We start from the raw sequence: 17034 nt of genomic DNA on the forward strand, positions 1-17034 counted from the left end.
TTTATTAGCGGAACCACTTAATGTATCTGGCCGCCCATTTTTTCAAGCCCCCGTCAAAGAGCTTTTCCCTCCAATATAAATCTGCTGCCGACTGGATGCCGGCTGCCCGGTTCGGATAGGGGTATACCATTCCCGAAAGACTTCTCAGCTTTTTCCCGCTGCTTTTTGCAAAAACAACGGATTGCATCCAATCCCCTGCCCCTTCGCCGACCGCATGGGCACCCAGGATCTTTCCTTTTTGATCCATAATTAATTTGACAAATCCGGTTTCCTGTTCGGTTACAAACCGATCCACTTCATCCAAAGCTTTTTTATAAATGGTCACATTGCCATGCTGTTCTTTTGCTTCTTTTTCCGTTAACCCGAGGTGAAAAACCTCCGGCCTTGTATAAACGTTCCACGGCATATGATCATATGAAATTTTTCCTTTTACACCAAATAGAGCATTCTGTACAATGGTTTTCCCCTCTTGGCCTGCTGCGTGCGTGAAAAGATACTGTCCGATTACATCGCCTGCTGCAAAAATGTGCTTCAGGTTTGTCTGAAGATAAGCGTTCACCTTTACATGGCCTTTATCATCCAGGTCTACACCCGCTTTATCCGCTTTCAGTCCTTTTGTATTCGGAACGCGCCCCATAGCTAAAAGAATTTCATCTGCTTCAAGCATTTCTTCTTTTTGATTTGATCTAAGATGCAGGACCTTATTCTGTCCTGAAAGAGAAACCTTCTCCACTTCTGTATTTGAGCGGATCTCCAATTCTTCAGACAGCTTAGCGGTTATGAAATCTCTGACATCCTCATCCTCTTTAGCAAGGATGTTTGAAGAACGGTCTATGATGGTGACCTCGCTGCCGAGTCTCGCGAAAGCCTGTCCCATTTCCACGCCAATTGGCCCTCCGCCTATAATAGCCAGCCTTTTCGGGAAAACCGGCATGGAAAAAATGGTTTCGTTCGTTTGAAAGCCAGCGTCCTTTAATCCATCAATATCCGGGATGAGCGGACTTGATCCCACCGCGATAACAAACCGCTTTCCCATCAGCTTTTGGCCGTTGACTATCACTTCTTGAGAGCTTGAAAATTCGGCAGTACCATGAAAAATGTCCACTCCAAGCTGTTCAAAGCGGTCATCCGAATCATGATGCTGAATGGTTGCTACAGCTGTTTTCACGGCATTCTTGACCTGATTAAAATCTGCGTTCAGCTCATATCCATGTCTGGCAGCTGCATTCCTTCCTTTGTAGAATTCATTCGCCTGATGAATCAGTGCCTTAGACGGCACACAGCCTACATGCAAACAATCTCCGCCGAGAGTATCCCGTTTATCAATAAGAGCAACCTTTGCGCCAAAGGAAGCCGCACCGGCAGCAGCAGTTAATCCGCCGGAGCCCCCTCCAATGACAATTAAATCATACTTCATTTCTGCTTCCCCCTACTTGAGTAATCGTTTCGCTTCAAACAGTCTTTGAAAAGCTGTAAACATTTCAACAGCGAAGAAGAGCAAGGTCATCCAGACAAGCTGGCCGCTGAAGATAATCATCAGTGAAAAAAGGATAAACCCTTCTGTCCGTTCCGCCACTCCTGCCTGATAGTAAAAGGATTTCACCCCTTGTTTTTCACTGAGTGCACCAACAGTCAAAAAGATGGTCATGGAAATAATTATCGAAACGCTGAGTAAAAGAAGAGCCCACTGCGCTTCGGGGTAAGCGAAGGCAAGACCTAAAATCACACTGATCTCCACGACCCTGTCAAACGTAATATCAAGAACGGTTCCCCAGGCGGAAGGCTTCGTTTTTCTGGCCATTGTTCCATCGACCGCGTCCAGAAAGCCGGATATCCATAAAAACGCTACTGCAAGGAGAGGCTGCCCCACATACACAAAAACCCCAGATGACAATCCGATTAGAAATGCGATTCCTGTTACTTGATTTGCAGTGAGCTTCCACCTCAGTAAAACAGAGGCCGTCCCATCAATTGCAGGCTGCACATATTTCCTTCCATGCGTATCAAGCATCCTTCTTCACCTCATTTTCTTCATTCGAAAAGAGCCATTTCTTCATTTTTTTTCTAAAGAGAATAGGAATGATGGCAAGTATGATAAAAATGCCAATGGCAATAAAAATGATCATTTTATTATCTGATGTAAAACTCGATCCAAGGAAGCTGTAGGCAAACGTACCAGGTATGATTCCAATAATGGTCGCGAGCAAAAAGGTGCCCCAGCGAATGGTCGTCAGGCCGGCCGCGTAGCTGATCAGGTCGAAATTTACGATTGGCAGGATCCTCAGCACGAGAACATACAGAAAACCATTCTTTTCGATGATCTTTTTTAAAGAACTAATCCATTCGGAATCTGGAACCATTTTTCTGCCGAAGGTACGAGAGAGAAAGAATGCAACCAGTGCGCCTCCGCTTGCACCTGCCATTATATAAATCATTCCGGAAATGGGACCGAATGCGAGCCCTCCCGCCAGTGACAGGATCGAAGCTGGAAAGAGGGTCAGAGGACGAATTGTATAAAGCAGAATATACACGACGGGCCCAGCCGCACCAAGCGATAAAATCCATCCTTTAATCATTTCCGGACTTATGTTCAAATAACTCTGATTAAACCATATGAGAAGGCCGGCCGCGAAAGCAAGCAGCAGCAGTCTAGCTGTTTTTTTCAAGGAAAGCAGCCTCCTCCGGGTTTTTGCAGATGTAAACAGTCTGCCCTTCTTTTAAAGGCAGCGATGATGGCAGTGTGATCCACTGTTCCCCGGAGTCCACTGAAAGCCGGAAAAAAGACTGTCCGTATTTATATAATTCCCCTTCTACCCTGCCTGCCCAAGCATGCTCAGAAGGGACTTCAGATATCCAGAGCTTGTGAGAGGGAATAAATTCCTGTTTTTGCATCATGCCATCTCCATAAAAGGATGCCGCCTTTTCATTTGCCGGCCGCAAATAAATCTCTCGTGCTGTCCCCTTCTGAAGAATGGCTCCTTCATGCAATATGGCAATCTCGTCGCCGATCATCGCTGCTTCTTCCATATCATGTGTAACAAAAATGGATGTAATGTTCTGCTCCTTAAGCAGGCTTTTCACCCAAATTCTCAATTTATCTCTCAAAAGAGGATCCACGTTCGCAAATGGTTCATCGAGCAGCAAAAGCTTCGGCTCAAGCACCAGGGCTCTTGCGAGTGCAGCCCTTTGCTGCTCCCCTCCGGACAGTTCATCCGGATACTGATTGGCCGCGTGCAGCATTTCCGTCTTTTCGAGCATCCTTTTTACTTTCTGCTCTCTTGCTTCTTTTTTTACTTTATGAATCTTAAGACCATACTCTACATTTTCGACAACGGTCATATGAGGAAACAGCAGCGCCTGCTGAAAGACGAGAACCACCTCTCTTTTTCTTGCAGGAACAAGGGTTACGTCCTTTCCATTCAGGAAAAACTGACCCTCATCCAGGGCTTCTATTCCTGCCAGGCACTTAAGGAGGGTGGACTTTCCTGTCCCGGAAGGCCCTATAAGAGATAGGATTTCCCCCTTCTGAATAGAGAGCTGAATTCCGTCTAAGATTTTCTTCTTATGAAATTGCTTCGTACCATTAAAAACTAAATAAGGCATTTCTCAAAACCTCCCTTTATATGGAGCAAAGATCCGGTACACCGCTTCAAATGCTATCCAAACTCCGATGGGAATGATGGCAAACAGCAGTGAGAAAGCGGCCATAACTGCTGTATCCGCCTGTTCAAAATAAGGAAAATAGACAAGAGCAAGCGTCAATACACTCCCTCCGCCTATTAAGCTTGTTAAAATAAACTGGCCAAGCGATATAACAAAAATCAGGAATGCAGAGGAACGGAATGAAGAAAGCAGGAGCGGAAGATGGATGGACGTAAAAATCTCCAGCCCTGATGCTCCGAGCGTTTTAGCCTGCTGCTCAAAGCTTTGCCCCATTTGTTCAAAGCCTGCTCTGAATATTTTAATGGTATACGGCAGGGTCGGGAGCAGCTGAATCAGCACGACCCCGCTCCACTCATTTGCCAAACCGAGGCGGATAAACGCTATATGCAATCCCATTGCAATTAGCAATGCGGGAATGAGGATTGGAGCAAGAAGAATTGTCTCCGCGAGCGTCTTTCCTTTAAATTGCCGGAAAGCCAAAGCCCGTGCCGCTGGAATGCCTGCTGCAAAGTTCAGCAGCACGACAGCCGTTCCGATACCGACTGATGTCCATATGGACTGTACAAGCAGCGGATCCTCTGCAATCACCCTCCAGGCTCTCCATGTAAATTCCGAATTCAAGAGATGATTCCGGTCCCTTTGCATCACACTGCTAGCAATTAGAGCACCAATCGGAAGAAATACGAAAAGTAAATAAATGCTGAAAACAGCGGCGGAGCCTTTTTTCCTAAAAACGGTGATTCCAGAACTGGACGGTACCATTCTTCTTTTTCTGCCCCATAAAAAATAGAAAATAGCAGTCACCAATATAATTAAAACCGTGACGGTGATCATCGCCGCATATGCCAAAGGGCGCTGTGACCAATCCCCGTTGTAAAACCAGTCAAAAGCCAAAACAGAAACCATCTTAGGGAATGTGATCCCAAGCAGTGCCGGTACTTCATAAGCTGTCAGGATAAAAGCGAACAAGATCAGAAAGGTCTCAATAAGGACAGGGAACACCACTGGCCATTCTGCCGTTTTAAAAACGTCCCACCGCGAGCCCCCAAGTGAGGTAATGACGTCCTTCCTCCTGCCATCCATAGAAAGATAGAGGGGCAGGAGCATCAAAATCACAAAAGGAATTTCCTTCGTGACGTACGTAAGGATTATCCCTATCCCCCATTCGTCTCTGATCAGGACGGGAAATTGCCCGGGCTGCTGCAAAAAACCAATCTCGGTCAGCACCTGAGGAATCCAGCCCGTCTGATCAAGCAGGAGCAAAAGCATGTATCCCCAGACAAAATGGGGAAAAAGAATGGGGGACCAGGCAAGTAGCTTGAAAAAAGGACGCCTCATAAACGGGGCTATTTTTCTCGTAATCCATAATCCTGCTGCAATGGCGAGCAGCGATGAGATCAAGGCAAGTGAAAAACTGTATAAAAAGGACATTCGAAAGCTTTTCCCATTCCAGATCTCTGCATAGGCTTTTAAACTTATATTTCCATCCATTGCTGCACTTTCATACAGTGAAAAAAGAATTCCGGACAGGAGCAGGATTCCCGATAAAACAAGAGCCGGTATAACCGCACCCGGCACCGATTTATTTTTGAACCACTTCATTCGTCCAGTTCTCCTTTAACCAGTTCACATACCGTGAATCAATCTCCGGAAGGAAAGCATCTTTTAATTGCTCCGGCTTCAACACGCTGTCTCCCCGCTTAATTTCATCGTATTCAGCCTTCTGCTGATTGGATAGCTTTGAATAATCCAAAGCCGGACTCTCCCCCCAATATTCCGGTGAGAGCTTTTTGATTTGTGCTTCCGGTGAAAGCAGGAAATTAATTGACGCTAAAGCCGCCTCTTTATTTGAGCTATTGGCTGGTATGGCGAGGAAATGCGTATTCCCAATCGAGCCTGATTCAAGAACAAAGGACCGGGTCGATTCAGGGAATACGCCTTTCTCAATAAGACTCTCTGCGCGGGCCTCATTATAGCCCATTGTCATGGCAAGCTCCCCATTAGCGTAGAGCTTATCAAGCTCGGTCAGATCATTCGGATAGAGCTTTCCCTTCTTCCAGAGATAGGGCTCCAGCTCATTTAAATCCTTCCAAAGCCGTTCACTGCCTGTTTTTGCAAATTTTTCATCATATCCTTTATCGAGAAGACCCTTTGCCCCGCCTGCTGATTCATAAAACAAGTGTCTGATAAAAGCATTTCCTGTGAAGTCTTTCGGATCAGGGTAGGCGAACTGGCCGGGATTGGCTTTCACCCATTTCTTTAAATCCTCTATCGTTTTAGGCGGATCCATAATTTTAGATGAATCATAATGGAAGACAAACTGCACTTTCCCCCATGGTGCTTCATAACCCTTTGTTTCCAGACCGAAGTCATAAAGGTTTTCAAGGGATCTTGTATCGTAGTATTTCGTGTAATTCGGCAGTTTTTCAGTAATGGGGCCAAGAAGCAGATTGTTTTGCTTGGCGTTCTTAAAGTTCTCTCCATTCAGCCAAACAATATCGATTGTTCCTTCTGTCTGTCCTGCTCTTTTCTCTGTTTCCAGCTTTTGAAGAATTTCAGAGGTATCCATTGGAACTCTTTCTAAAAGGATATTGTTTTTTTCTTTGACCGCCGGTTTAACGTACTTATCTATATAAGCATTGATCCCAGGGTCACCGCCCCACATGAAGAGCCTCACTTTTTTCCCCGCAGCCTCTTTTTCAATATCAGACCAGCTGGATGCAAGAACTTTTTGGCTGTCCTTTTCTGTATCGGCCTTGGAAGAGCAGCCGGCTAGTGCCAGTATAATCATAAATAAGACCAATAATCGCTTCATGCACAATCCCCTTTTTCATTAAGATAGACAAATATTAATACCCCAAGAGACCTATATTAAATCCTCATGCAGAGCATCAAGCATCCAAAAGGCCGGCAATTCAAGCCAGCCTTCCATTTCACTTAAATTCATCTGCGAATTCTTCATAGCCCTTTTTCTTAAGATCTTCCTTTGGAATAAATTTCAGTGCTGCAGAGTTCATGCAATAGCGGAGTCCTGTAGGCTTTGGCCCGTCATCAAAAACGTGGCCAAGATGAGAGTTAGCGTACTTGCTGCGTACCTCTGTCCTTGTCATAAACAGACCGTTATCCTCTTTTTCAACGATATTTCCGGGAACAAGCGGCTTGGTGAAGCTTGGCCAGCCGGTTCCAGAATCGAATTTATCCTTTGAACTGAACAGCGGTTCACCAGATACGATGTCTACATATATTCCGTCGTCCTTCAAATCATGATAGGCATTGCTGAACGACCGCTCCGTCCCATCCTTTTGGGTCACCTTGTATTGCTCTGCAGAAAGAGTTTTTTTCAGCTCTGCATCAGAAGGCTTTTTAAAATTCGCATAGCTTGAGACAGCTTTTGATTTTTCCTTTATTTTCACTTCACGGTCTTTCCCCCAGGCTTCATCTAAAAACTGGTCGCGTCCTGAATTGTTTCTGTAAAATTTATATTGAACCGAGCTCTTTTTATAATAATCCTGATGGTACTCTTCAGCTTGATAAAACGTATCCGCGCTTCTGATTTCAGTCACGAGCTTGGAATCGAACCTTTTCGATGCCTGCAGATCTGCTTTGGATTTTTCTGCTGCGGCTTTTTGCTCCTCGCTGTGATAGAAAATAGCGGACACATACTGATCTCCTCTGTCTACAAATTGACCGCCGCTGTCTGTCGGATCGATCTGCCTCCAAAATACTTGAAGCAGCTCCTCATAGGAAATTTTAGAAGGATCGTAAACAACCTGCACCGCTTCAACATGTCCAGTGGAGCCTGAGGAAACCTCTTCATAGGAAGGATTTTTCTTTTCTCCGCCTGTGTAGCCTGAAATGACTTCGTAAACGCCGTCCAGTTTTTCAAACGGCGGTTCCATGCACCAGAAGCATCCTCCTGCAAAGGTTGCTGTCGCTTTTGTTGAATCGGCCTCCACAGCTTCAACAGGCTGTGTTCCATAGGATCGTTTTGTAAAATATTCCCCTAAATTTGGGGCAACTACAAACAAAACAGCTGCAATACCCGCTATGACAATAATCGGCACCCAGATTTTCATGGTCATTCTCCTTTCTGTTTTAGCGGAAGCGAAAACCAAAATTCACTTCCTTTGCCCTCTTCGCTTCTAACACCGATCTCTCCATGATGGAGAGCGATAAACTCTTTGGCAATCGCAAGGCCTAGCCCTGACCCGCCCAGCGCTTTGTTTCTTGACTTTTCTGCTCGGTAAAACCGTTCAAAAATCCGCTTCTGATCAGATAATGTTATTCCCTGTCCCTGATCCTTCACGGAAAATAGGACGGATTGGTCCACTTGCTTTACTCTAAGCAGAATTACACTGTTAACAGGCGAATGGGCAACTGCATTTTGAATAAGGTTCGATAAGACTCTCATAATCTGATCTCTGACAATTGGGATTGATGGTATTCCATTCTCCATACGGACTTCTGGCTGCACTTGTTTTTCTTTAAAAATAAGCTCAAACTGCTGGAGAACATCCAGAACAAGCTGATCAGCATGGACGGTTTCAGGACGGAATGGTATCTGCTTGCTATCAAGCTGAGACAGTTCGAATAGCTCTTGAATCAGCTTGCTTAAACGATTGGATTCCTTTTTAATCGTTTCAAGGTACTCATTTCTCTCCTGCTCACTTTTCACTACGCCATCCTGAAGAGCTTCAACATAGGACAAAATGGAGGCAATCGGTGTTCTCAGATCATGCGATACATTGGCAATCAGCTCCGTTTTGTAAGCCTCCGATCTCTTCACTTCCTGAAACATGTGATCCAGCTTCTTTGCCATTTCATTAAAATGGCTGCCAAGCTCTTTAATTTCAGCGGGACCTTTTTCAGAAACCCTGACCGCAAACTGGCCCTCTGACATTTTCTTCGATTCAGCTTTCACCTGGTTCACAGCTTTCATAAGAGGACCCGTAAGAAAAAAATGAGCCAGAGCAGAAATGGAACCCGCAGCGAAAGTAATAATCGTCAAGATTAAAATGGATTCGTTAGGGATCGACATCTGCACAAAACTAATCAGCAAAAACATCAGGATCAGCAGTGTGCTTAAAAAATTTGCCAAGATGAGAAGCGTTCTGATTTTCATACCGGCTGCTCCAATTTATAGCCGATTCCCCATACTGTTTTAATATACTGAGGTTCTGCTGGATTGAGTTCAAGCTTCTCTCTCAGTCTCCGGACATGTACATTGACGGTATTTCCATCTCCTGAAAAATCATATCCCCACACCTTTTCAAGCAGCTGGGACCTGGAGAATACTTGAGACGGGTGACTGGCAAGCAGCCAGAGCATATCAAACTCTTTGGCGGTCATCTCTATGATTTTTTCACCCGCTTTAACTTGTCTTGTCGATAATTCGATGGAAATAGAGCCGACTGTAATGGACTGCTTTTCTGCGTTTTTGTATTTCGAGGTCCGCCTTAACATGTTCTTCACTCTTAATACAAGTTCTCTGGGGCTAAACGGTTTGGTTAAGTAATCGTCCGCCCCTAAGGTTAAGCCAAGGAGCCGGTCCCGTTCCTGTCCCAGAGCGGTGAGCATAATAATTGGAACATCCTCGTCCTCCATTCGGATTTCCTCCGCAGCAGTCCAGCCGTCCTTTTCAGGCATCATGAGATCAAGAACGATCAAATCTGGCCGTCCCCTTTTCCACTGCTCGACCGCCTCAAATCCATTGACCGCTGAATCAACCCTGTAGCCTTCTCTTTCCAGATAGCGCCGGCAAACATCGAGAATAGCGGGTTCATCATCAACAAGTAATATTTTCTGCATGTGTATTGACCCCTTTGATCTATACTTTCTTTATCCAACAGAGTGTCTTGGAAAAAAGCCCTCTCTTTACTATATCCCAGCCAGCCAATCTCGCCTAAGAATCATGCTCTCTGCTCTTAATCGCATCATAAACCCGGAAAATTATGAAAGGATAAGGAAAAGATTAAATAAGTATGAACAATTCATTTTTTATGGAAATGCTTCAGCTCTGTTTAACCCTAAACTGGCATGATCTTTCTAACAAGAAAACGTGATAAACGGATAAAAAGATCATTTTTATTATCTCCAATCTCTTGAAAATAAAAAAACGCCCGGAACGGTTACGTTCCAGACGTTTTTGTTTTATAGGCACCCATACGGGAATTGATTAAAGGACAGAGCGAAGTGCTTCTGCTTTGTCTGTTTGCTCCCAAGGAAGCTCAACATCTGTACGGCCGAAGTGACCGTATGCAGCAGTCTGCTTGTAAATTGGACGGCGAAGATCAAGCATTTTGATAATGCCTGCAGGGCGAAGATCAAAGTTATTGCGAACCGCTTCAACTAAAACTTCCTCGCTTGCTTTACCTGTTCCGAATGTATCGATGGAGATGGATACCGGCTGTGCTACACCGATTGCGTACGCAAGCTGAACTTCACATTTGTCAGCAAGCCCGGCAGCAACGATGTTTTTCGCAACGTAGCGAGCTGCATAAGCCGCAGAGCGGTCCACTTTTGTAGCATCCTTACCAGAGAATGCTCCACCGCCGTGACGAGCATATCCGCCATACGTATCAACGATGATTTTACGGCCAGTAAGACCTGCATCACCTTGAGGTCCTCCGATTACGAAGCGGCCAGTCGGATTGATGAAATATTTCGTGTTCTCATCAATCAATTCTGCAGGAACGACAGGTTTGATAACAAATTCTTTAAGGTTGCGCTGAATTTGCTCCAAAGAAATTTCAGGGTGATGCTGTGTAGAAATAACAATTGTATCTACACGAACCGGATTGTTGTTTTCATCATATTCAACCGTAACTTGCGTTTTCCCGTCTGGACGAAGGTATGGAAGAATTTCTTCCTTGCGTACTTCTGTCAGACGGCGCGCCAATTTGTGTGCAAGTGAAATAGGAAGAGGCATTAGCTCCTTCGTTTCGTTGCATGCAAATCCGAACATCAGCCCTTGGTCACCCGCTCCAATTGCATCAATCTCAGCGTCTGTCATTTGGCCTTCACGTGCTTCAAGTGCCTGGTCAACTCCCATTGCGATGTCAGCTGACTGTTCATCGATCGAAGTAAGAACGGCACATGTTTCAGCATCAAAGCCGTATTTTGCGCGTGTATAACCGATTTCCTTAACTGTTTCACGAACAATTTTAGGGATATCGACATAAGTCGAAGTCGTGATTTCTCCAGCTACAAGAACAAGTCCTGTTGTAACAGATGTTTCACAAGCTACACGTGCATTCGGATCGTTGGCAAGAATGGCATCCAAAATGGAGTCTGAAATTTGGTCACAAATCTTATCCGGATGTCCTTCCGTAACGGATTCTGATGTGAAAAGATGGCGTTTAATCGACATAGTAATTCCTCCTCTGAAAATTCAGCTGTTCTATTGGTAAGGTTCAGTTATGTACTTCCCCTCTTTTTTTGAGACGGAACTCGTTCCCATTACTTATCTTTCGCTTTATTTAAGAATCTTCCCTAACAATAGTCATAAAGGGAAAAGATTCCAGACTGCATAAAAAAACCCTTCCCACTTAATAGAGGAAAGGAGTTGATTTTCAGCCTTTCACTCTTATCGCTCAAGGACTACAGCCTTGCGTCAGGTTAGCACCTTTGCATGAGTGAAAACATTACGTTTTCAAGTCTTGCAGGTTGCTGGGCTTCATAGGGCCTGTCCCTCCGCCAGCTCGGGATAAGAGAATCCGTTCAAGGACATATATTACCCCAAATTTCCCGCAAATGTCAACAAAAAATGACAAGCTTTCTCCCAAAAAAGACAGGGCAGCAGGAAAGATGGGCTTATGATGGATTCAGTTATAGATTTATTTTAGTTGGGGATGAATTTTACTTTTTGTTCGGCGGTGCACTTTTCGAGCGGATCTGGGCCGTTTTCTGGCGGGTTTAGCTTCTTATCCAGCCGGTCCCGGTCGCTTTTCGGGCGATCAGACGGGTTTTCCAGCCGATCCCTTCGCTTTTCCGGCCAAACTTTTTTTTCCAGCCGGTCTGGTACGTTTTTCAGCCGGTCACGCTCCGTTTCCGGCCGGTCAGATCGGTTTTCCAGCCGATCCCAATACTTTTTCACCCAAACTTTTTTTTCCAGCCGGTCTGGTACGTTTTCCAGCCAGTCCCACTCCGTTTCCGGCCGATCAGATTGGTTTTCCAGCTAATCCCACAACTTTTTCAGCCAAACTATTTTTTCCAGCCGGTCTGGTACGTTTTCCAGCCAGTCCTGCTTCGTTTCTGGCCCATCAGACCGGTTTTCCAGCCGGTCCCACCACTTTTCAGGCCAAACTATTTTTTCCAGCCGGTCTGGATCGTTTTCCAGCCAGTCCTGCTTCGTTTCCGGCCGGTCAGACGGGTTTTCCAGCCAATCCCTTCGCTATTCCAGCCAAACTATTTTTTCCAGCTGGTCTGGATCGTTTTCCAGCCAGTCCTGCTTCGTTTCCGGCCGATCAGATCGGTTTTCCGGTCGATTCCGGCACTTTTCCGGCCAAACTATTTTTTCCAGCCGGTTTGGTACGTTTTCCAGCCAGTCCTGCTTCGTTTCCGGCCGGTCAGCGCGGTTTTCCAGCCGGTCCTCCCGCTATTCCGGCCAAACTATTTTTTCCAGCATGGCGTACTATCCGAACCTGCGTATACGCACCTGCGAAATTTATCAAACCATGTCGGATAGTCGATATATTGAGAAAATAGACGATATAATTTTTTTTTGGTCGATATATTTAAATTTCGGTCGATATAATTTTTTTTCGGTCGATATACTCATATTTCGGTCGATATATTGTGTAATGCTTTTCAACCACTCTAGTTTCCCAGCCGATTTAAAACCCTTTCACCCGATCCCACTTCATTTACGGCCAATCAGCACGCTTTCCAGCCGATTCCGATCATGTTCCGGCAACTCAGCCCCGTTTTCCAGCCGTTCCCGCTCCGTGTCCAGCCCAATCAATCCCGCTTCCAAGCCAAATTTATCAGGATCTGGTTATACGCGGTGGCACTTTCCAAGTTCGAGCGTAAAATACATCAATTAGTATAGACTATTAACTTAAATGTGTTATACTAATTATGAAAACCACTTAATCACAAGCAAAGGAAGGTATGGGGATGAATTCACTTGCGGCAACAAACGGGCTTTCGCTTTTACTTGAAGGGGAGAATGTTTTTCAAAACTTATCGGTACCGCAGCTAGTTGAAAAAATTCTATCAAGAAACGAAGCCGTTCTTACTTCAACCGGTGCCATCCGTGCAACGACTGGAGCTTATACAGGGCGTTCGCCTAAAGATAAATTTATTGTAAAAGAAAATAGCGTAAATAGCAAAATTGATTGGGGCAATGTGAATCAGCCAATTTCAAGCGAGACATTCGATAAGCTTTACAATAAGGTTCTTTCATACTTAAAAATGCAGAATGAATTGTTTGTGTTTGATGGGTTTGCAGGTGCAGATGAAAGGTATCGCCTGCCGATCAAGGTAGTCAATGAGTTCGCCTGGCACAATCTTTTTGCAAATCAGCTGTTCATCCGTCCGGACGGAGAAACAGCTTCAAACAATATCGAGCCTTTTACCATTGTATCAGCACCAAATTTTAAAGCAGATCCTTCTGTAGATGGAACAAATTCAGAGACGTTCATTATCATTTCTTTTGAGAAAAGAACCATCCTGATTGGCGGCACGGAATACGCAGGAGAAATGAAAAAGTCTGTTTTCTCCATCATGAACTATCTGCTTCCTGAAGCCGGCATTTTCCCAATGCACTGCTCAGCAAATGTGGGCCAGGAAGGCGATGTGGCCCTGTTTTTCGGATTGTCCGGTACAGGGAAAACGACTTTGTCAGCTGACCCGAACCGCAAGCTGATCGGAGACGATGAGCATGGCTGGTCTTCAAGCGGTGTTTTCAATATTGAAGGCGGATGCTATGCAAAATGCATCAGCCTGTCCAAGGAAAAGGAACCGCAGATTTTCAATGCGATTCGCTTCGGTTCTGTACTTGAAAATGTTGTAGTGGATGAGGAAACGAGAATAGCGGACTATGACCATGCATTTTACACGGAGAATACGAGAGCAGCCTACTCTCTTGATTCCATGGATAATATCGTGCTGCCAAGCATTGCCGGTCATCCGAATACAATTATTTTCCTGACAGCGGATGCCTTTGGTGTGCTCCCTCCAATCAGCAAGCTGACGAAGGAGCAGGCCATGTACCATTTCCTAAGCGGCTATACAAGCAAGCTTGCAGGAACTGAGCGCGGAATTACCTCTCCGCAGGCTACGTTCTCTACCTGCTTTGGATCTCCGTTTTTGCCGCTTCCTGCACAGCGCTACGCTGAAATGCTCGGCAAGAAAATTGAAGAGCATAATGCCGATGTCTACCTTGTTAATACAGGCTGGACTGGCGGGGAATACGGCACAGGCAAACGTATGAAGCTTGAGTACACGAGAGCAATGGTTCAGGCTGCTCTTGAAGGAGATCTTGCTTCAGCAGAAATGCTGACGGATCAGATTTTCGGCCTTCAAATCCCTGCACATGTTCCCGGTGTGCCGGATGAAGTGCTTATCCCATCCAAAACATGGGCAGATCAGAAGGCATATGAAGCAAAAGCAAAACAGCTTGCTGAAAAATTCAACCATAACTTTACGAAGTTTTCTTCCATCAGAAAAGATATCGCTGAACTTGGAGGACCACTCGTTTAATAAGGACATCCATCTAAAAGAGGAGCATCCGGATACCCCCGGATGCTCCTCTTCTTCGTTCATTTTTGAAAAGCCATGATGTAACGGCCTTGGGATGCCGTTTTCCAGGCTCTTCCGTTAACTGAAACAGACGTGATCGTTCCTTTGTTAAAGACCAATGTCGTGTTTTCAAGTATTTCTGCTTCTTTCAAGGTTACTTTTAATTCTCCGTTTGCAGCAATACTCGCGCTCAGGTTATCATCAAAACGATAATCTGCTCTTTTCCTTGATTCTGCCTTAGCGGCCGTTAATTTTCCTGCTGTTTTTTCCTGATGGTTCTGGAAAAAATGATACGTTCCGGATGGACTGTCAGCTCTTATGCCATATTGTCCGACTCTCTTTCCAGTTACAGCTGGTGTATTCGGCTTTGTATAAGGCTGGAGAATGGTGACAAATTGTGCTGCGTTCCCCGTTACTCTTTGGATCATCGTTGGAGTCAGCTGACTTGGCGATGTAGAGGGACCTGGACCATCTGCTGTGAATACAAATGATTTTTCAAATGGGATGGAGAATGTGCGAAGCCCTTTTCCATTTTGATCCCAGGAGCTTCTCCAAGGAGACTCGATGCTCCCAGATCCTTTTGGGTTTTTCAGGTGTTCATAGCCTCCTCCCCTTCCGATCGGGCTGCCAAGCGGCTGAAGAGGCAATTCCGTTTCAAATTCCCCCAGGCCATGCAATGCCAGGTCATACTGATGGGTTTTGGCGTCATCTTTAACGAAAAACCAGTCCAGCATAAATTCATCTTCCATCCACATGCTTCTTTCATACGTGACACCTTCATATGCGCCATCTGCCGCTGCATACATATATTTAAAATTCGGACTGCTGGAGAAAATCGGCATTTCTCCCTTTGTTTCACTTTGTGATTTTCCATCAATCGTAACCGTATTATGGCTGATGGATTGCTTATACCATCCCCTGTAAAGCGGATGAGTATATCCAGGTGTGCCAAAGTCAGGGGCCAAAAGCATCCCTGCTCCATATAAATCGATATTCAGCTTATCATAATGCCCGTGAGAGCCTCCATGTTCTCCATAATCCATCAAAACATAGGACTGCTCGTCTCTGGAATCCGGGTGTCTTAATATAGCCTGGCCAATGCTCGTAAGCTGAAGGGATTCTGTTGGCACTTCAGCGGCCTCTTCAATGCTGTCGCTTCCGAAAAACAGAGCAAAATCACCTGTCCGGCTTAATTTTTCGTATTTTGTATGGAGAAACCAGGCATAGCCCGTATCTTTATATTTTGAATAGGCAAGCTCATAGTCATTATATCCGCGGGAGGATGTATAGTTCGTTATCGTGCTCCCGAATTTTCCACCGTCATTATTCGCAGGCTGAATAAAATTCGGATAGCTGTATAAAAGCGGGATATCAAACATTTTTTTAAACTTTTCAATACTGTACAAGTCGTAGCCCCAATGGGACGCGGTTTGTGCCAGTATACTAAGCGGAGCCAGTGCATACGTGTGATAGGCCATGGACCCCTCCCACCAGAATCCATCCTCGAGAACGGCTTCATCCATTAGGAAGTAAAATCCGCGCTTTCCGTTAATGGCTTCATCAAGAAGCTGCTTATTACCCGCCGCAGCACCAATCATTCCAATGGCTGCATTGTGCCATGCCTGCCAGTTGGATTTGCTGTACGGATTTTGCTTCAATGTTTCAGCAATCGGGAAAAGCAATTCTTTCTCAACTTTTTCCTTTTCTTCCGCAGTGAAGGATCGGCTGCTGTAAAGCAGGTCATAGCTTGATGCCAGATCCACGGCACTAACCGCTTCGTCCAAAGATTGATAGTACCATCTTCCGCCCTTATCCTGCTTCGTAAAATCTTTATACATGTCCGCATATTGAAGCAATAGGTGCTGTGCAGCTTCTGCATAGGTTTCATTGCCGTTCAGAGCGAAAGCTGTTGCGAAAATCTTAATCTGTCTGACTCTTTCATTATGCTCGTAGGCTAGCCGTCCGGCTTCAATCTTTTCTCCTTCATATATTTGTTTATCGCTCGGGCAATAGTTTTGTCCATTCTTGTATTCGAGCGGCGTTCCATCCTTGCACACATACCATGAAGCATAGCCTGCAGGTTTTCGGGGGATGGTTTGATCAAGCTTAAGAAAGGAATTTGATTCGCTTTCAAGTCTTTTTAAATAATTTTTTGCCCATGTATCGTTTACAACTCTCTTTTTTGCTGTTTGAAGTTCTAATGCACCGATAAAGGATTGTGGTCTTGGATTAGCAGGTTGAGTGTTCATAACTGGAGTATACCCTGAGGCAGCGGTTGATGAACCGGGATGATTTACTGGTTTTGTATAGCGAATCGGAGCTGTTTTAAACTTTTCTGCTCTGGCTGAAACTAAAGACTCATAGCCAGAGGAATGGACGAACGCTTCGTTCAGCCTTCCTGAATCAGGATTTGATGCAGCGGCAACGGATGTGGGAGGGATAAGCAGCAGGGACAATACGAAAAGAACACCCTTAAAGGGTCGAAAAGTCAAAGTCATTACCTCCGAAGTTTTGTATCTTTCTCACTATTACATATCGACTAACTTACGGTATTATTTCACATTTTTTTATAAAAAAACGGGATTTTTTTCTTACTTTGATTTCCGCTGCTCCAGAGCCCGTCAGTCT

At 45.1% G+C, this 17034-nt stretch carries 13 protein-coding genes and 1 riboswitch; of the genes, 1 reads left to right on the forward strand and 12 read right to left on the reverse strand.

Annotated elements, in window-relative coordinates; translation table 11 throughout:
- Positions 1–4 precede the first annotated feature (4 nt).
- From WCV65_RS15950 to WCV65_RS16000, 11 genes are all read right to left on the reverse strand, one after another.
- Positions 5–1417, reverse strand: a complete 1413-nt coding sequence (locus WCV65_RS15950) for an FAD-dependent oxidoreductase (protein WP_338777818.1) — start codon at positions 1415–1417, stop codon at positions 5–7.
- Positions 1418–1429: 12 nt separating this feature from the next.
- Positions 1430–2011: a CDP-alcohol phosphatidyltransferase family protein gene (locus tag WCV65_RS15955; RefSeq protein WP_338777820.1), complete on the reverse strand. Its 582-nt coding sequence runs from the start codon at positions 2009–2011 to the stop codon at positions 1430–1432.
- On the reverse strand, positions 2004–2666 hold the full coding sequence (locus tag WCV65_RS15960) for a TVP38/TMEM64 family protein (RefSeq protein WP_338777822.1): 663 nt from the start codon (positions 2664–2666) through the stop codon (positions 2004–2006). Before WCV65_RS15960 ends, WCV65_RS15955 begins: the two co-directional genes overlap by 8 nt.
- A complete protein-coding gene (locus tag WCV65_RS15965) occupies positions 2650–3603 on the reverse strand; it encodes an ABC transporter ATP-binding protein (RefSeq protein ID WP_338777823.1) in 954 nt (317 codons plus the stop codon). The genes WCV65_RS15960 and WCV65_RS15965 overlap by 17 nt, the downstream gene beginning before the upstream one ends.
- 3 nt (positions 3604–3606) lie before the next feature.
- Positions 3607–5265 (reverse strand): ABC transporter permease subunit, encoded by a 1659-nt coding sequence (locus WCV65_RS15970; protein WP_338777824.1) that lies wholly within the window; start codon positions 5263–5265, stop codon positions 3607–3609.
- Positions 5246–6478: an ABC transporter substrate-binding protein gene (locus WCV65_RS15975; protein WP_338777825.1), complete on the reverse strand. Its 1233-nt coding sequence runs from the start codon at positions 6476–6478 to the stop codon at positions 5246–5248. Before WCV65_RS15975 ends, WCV65_RS15970 begins: the two co-directional genes overlap by 20 nt.
- Before the next feature lie 118 nt (positions 6479–6596).
- The gene (gene msrB, locus WCV65_RS15980) at positions 6597–7739 is read right to left on the reverse strand and encodes a peptide-methionine (R)-S-oxide reductase MsrB (RefSeq protein WP_338777826.1); all 1143 of its coding nucleotides are present in this window, start codon (positions 7737–7739) and stop codon (positions 6597–6599) included.
- A 2-nt stretch (positions 7740–7741) separates the two neighbouring features.
- Complete coding sequence (locus WCV65_RS15985; RefSeq protein WP_338777828.1) at positions 7742–8785, reverse strand: ATP-binding protein; 1044 nt, start codon at positions 8783–8785, stop codon at positions 7742–7744.
- Positions 8782–9471, reverse strand: coding sequence for a response regulator transcription factor (locus WCV65_RS15990; RefSeq protein WP_338777830.1), 690 nt, complete (start codon positions 9469–9471; stop codon positions 8782–8784). The genes WCV65_RS15985 and WCV65_RS15990 overlap by 4 nt, the downstream gene beginning before the upstream one ends.
- Before the next feature lie 367 nt (positions 9472–9838).
- On the reverse strand, positions 9839–11032 hold the full coding sequence (metK, locus tag WCV65_RS15995; protein ID WP_338777832.1) for a methionine adenosyltransferase: 1194 nt from the start codon (positions 11030–11032) through the stop codon (positions 9839–9841).
- A 213-nt stretch (positions 11033–11245) separates the two neighbouring features.
- A riboswitch (SAM riboswitch) is annotated at positions 11246–11375 on the reverse strand.
- Positions 11376–11503: 128 nt separating this feature from the next.
- Positions 11504–11758, reverse strand: coding sequence for a hypothetical protein (locus tag WCV65_RS16000; protein ID WP_338777834.1), 255 nt, complete (start codon positions 11756–11758; stop codon positions 11504–11506).
- Between the two features lie 1022 nt (positions 11759–12780).
- On the opposite strand from WCV65_RS16000, the gene pckA reads away from it, so the two are divergent.
- Positions 12781–14367, forward strand: coding sequence for a phosphoenolpyruvate carboxykinase (ATP) (gene pckA / locus WCV65_RS16005; protein ID WP_338777835.1), 1587 nt, complete (start codon positions 12781–12783; stop codon positions 14365–14367).
- Between the two features lie 59 nt (positions 14368–14426).
- Here pckA and WCV65_RS16010 read toward each other — a convergent pair whose 3' ends face one another.
- Positions 14427–16898, reverse strand: a complete 2472-nt coding sequence (locus WCV65_RS16010) for an alginate lyase family protein (protein ID WP_338777837.1) — start codon at positions 16896–16898, stop codon at positions 14427–14429.
- Between the last annotated feature and the right edge of the window lie 136 nt (positions 16899–17034).

The organism is Metabacillus sp. FJAT-52054, assembly GCF_037201815.1.
GTDB classification, from domain to species: Bacteria; Bacillota; Bacilli; order Bacillales; family Bacillaceae; genus Metabacillus_B; species Metabacillus_B sediminis.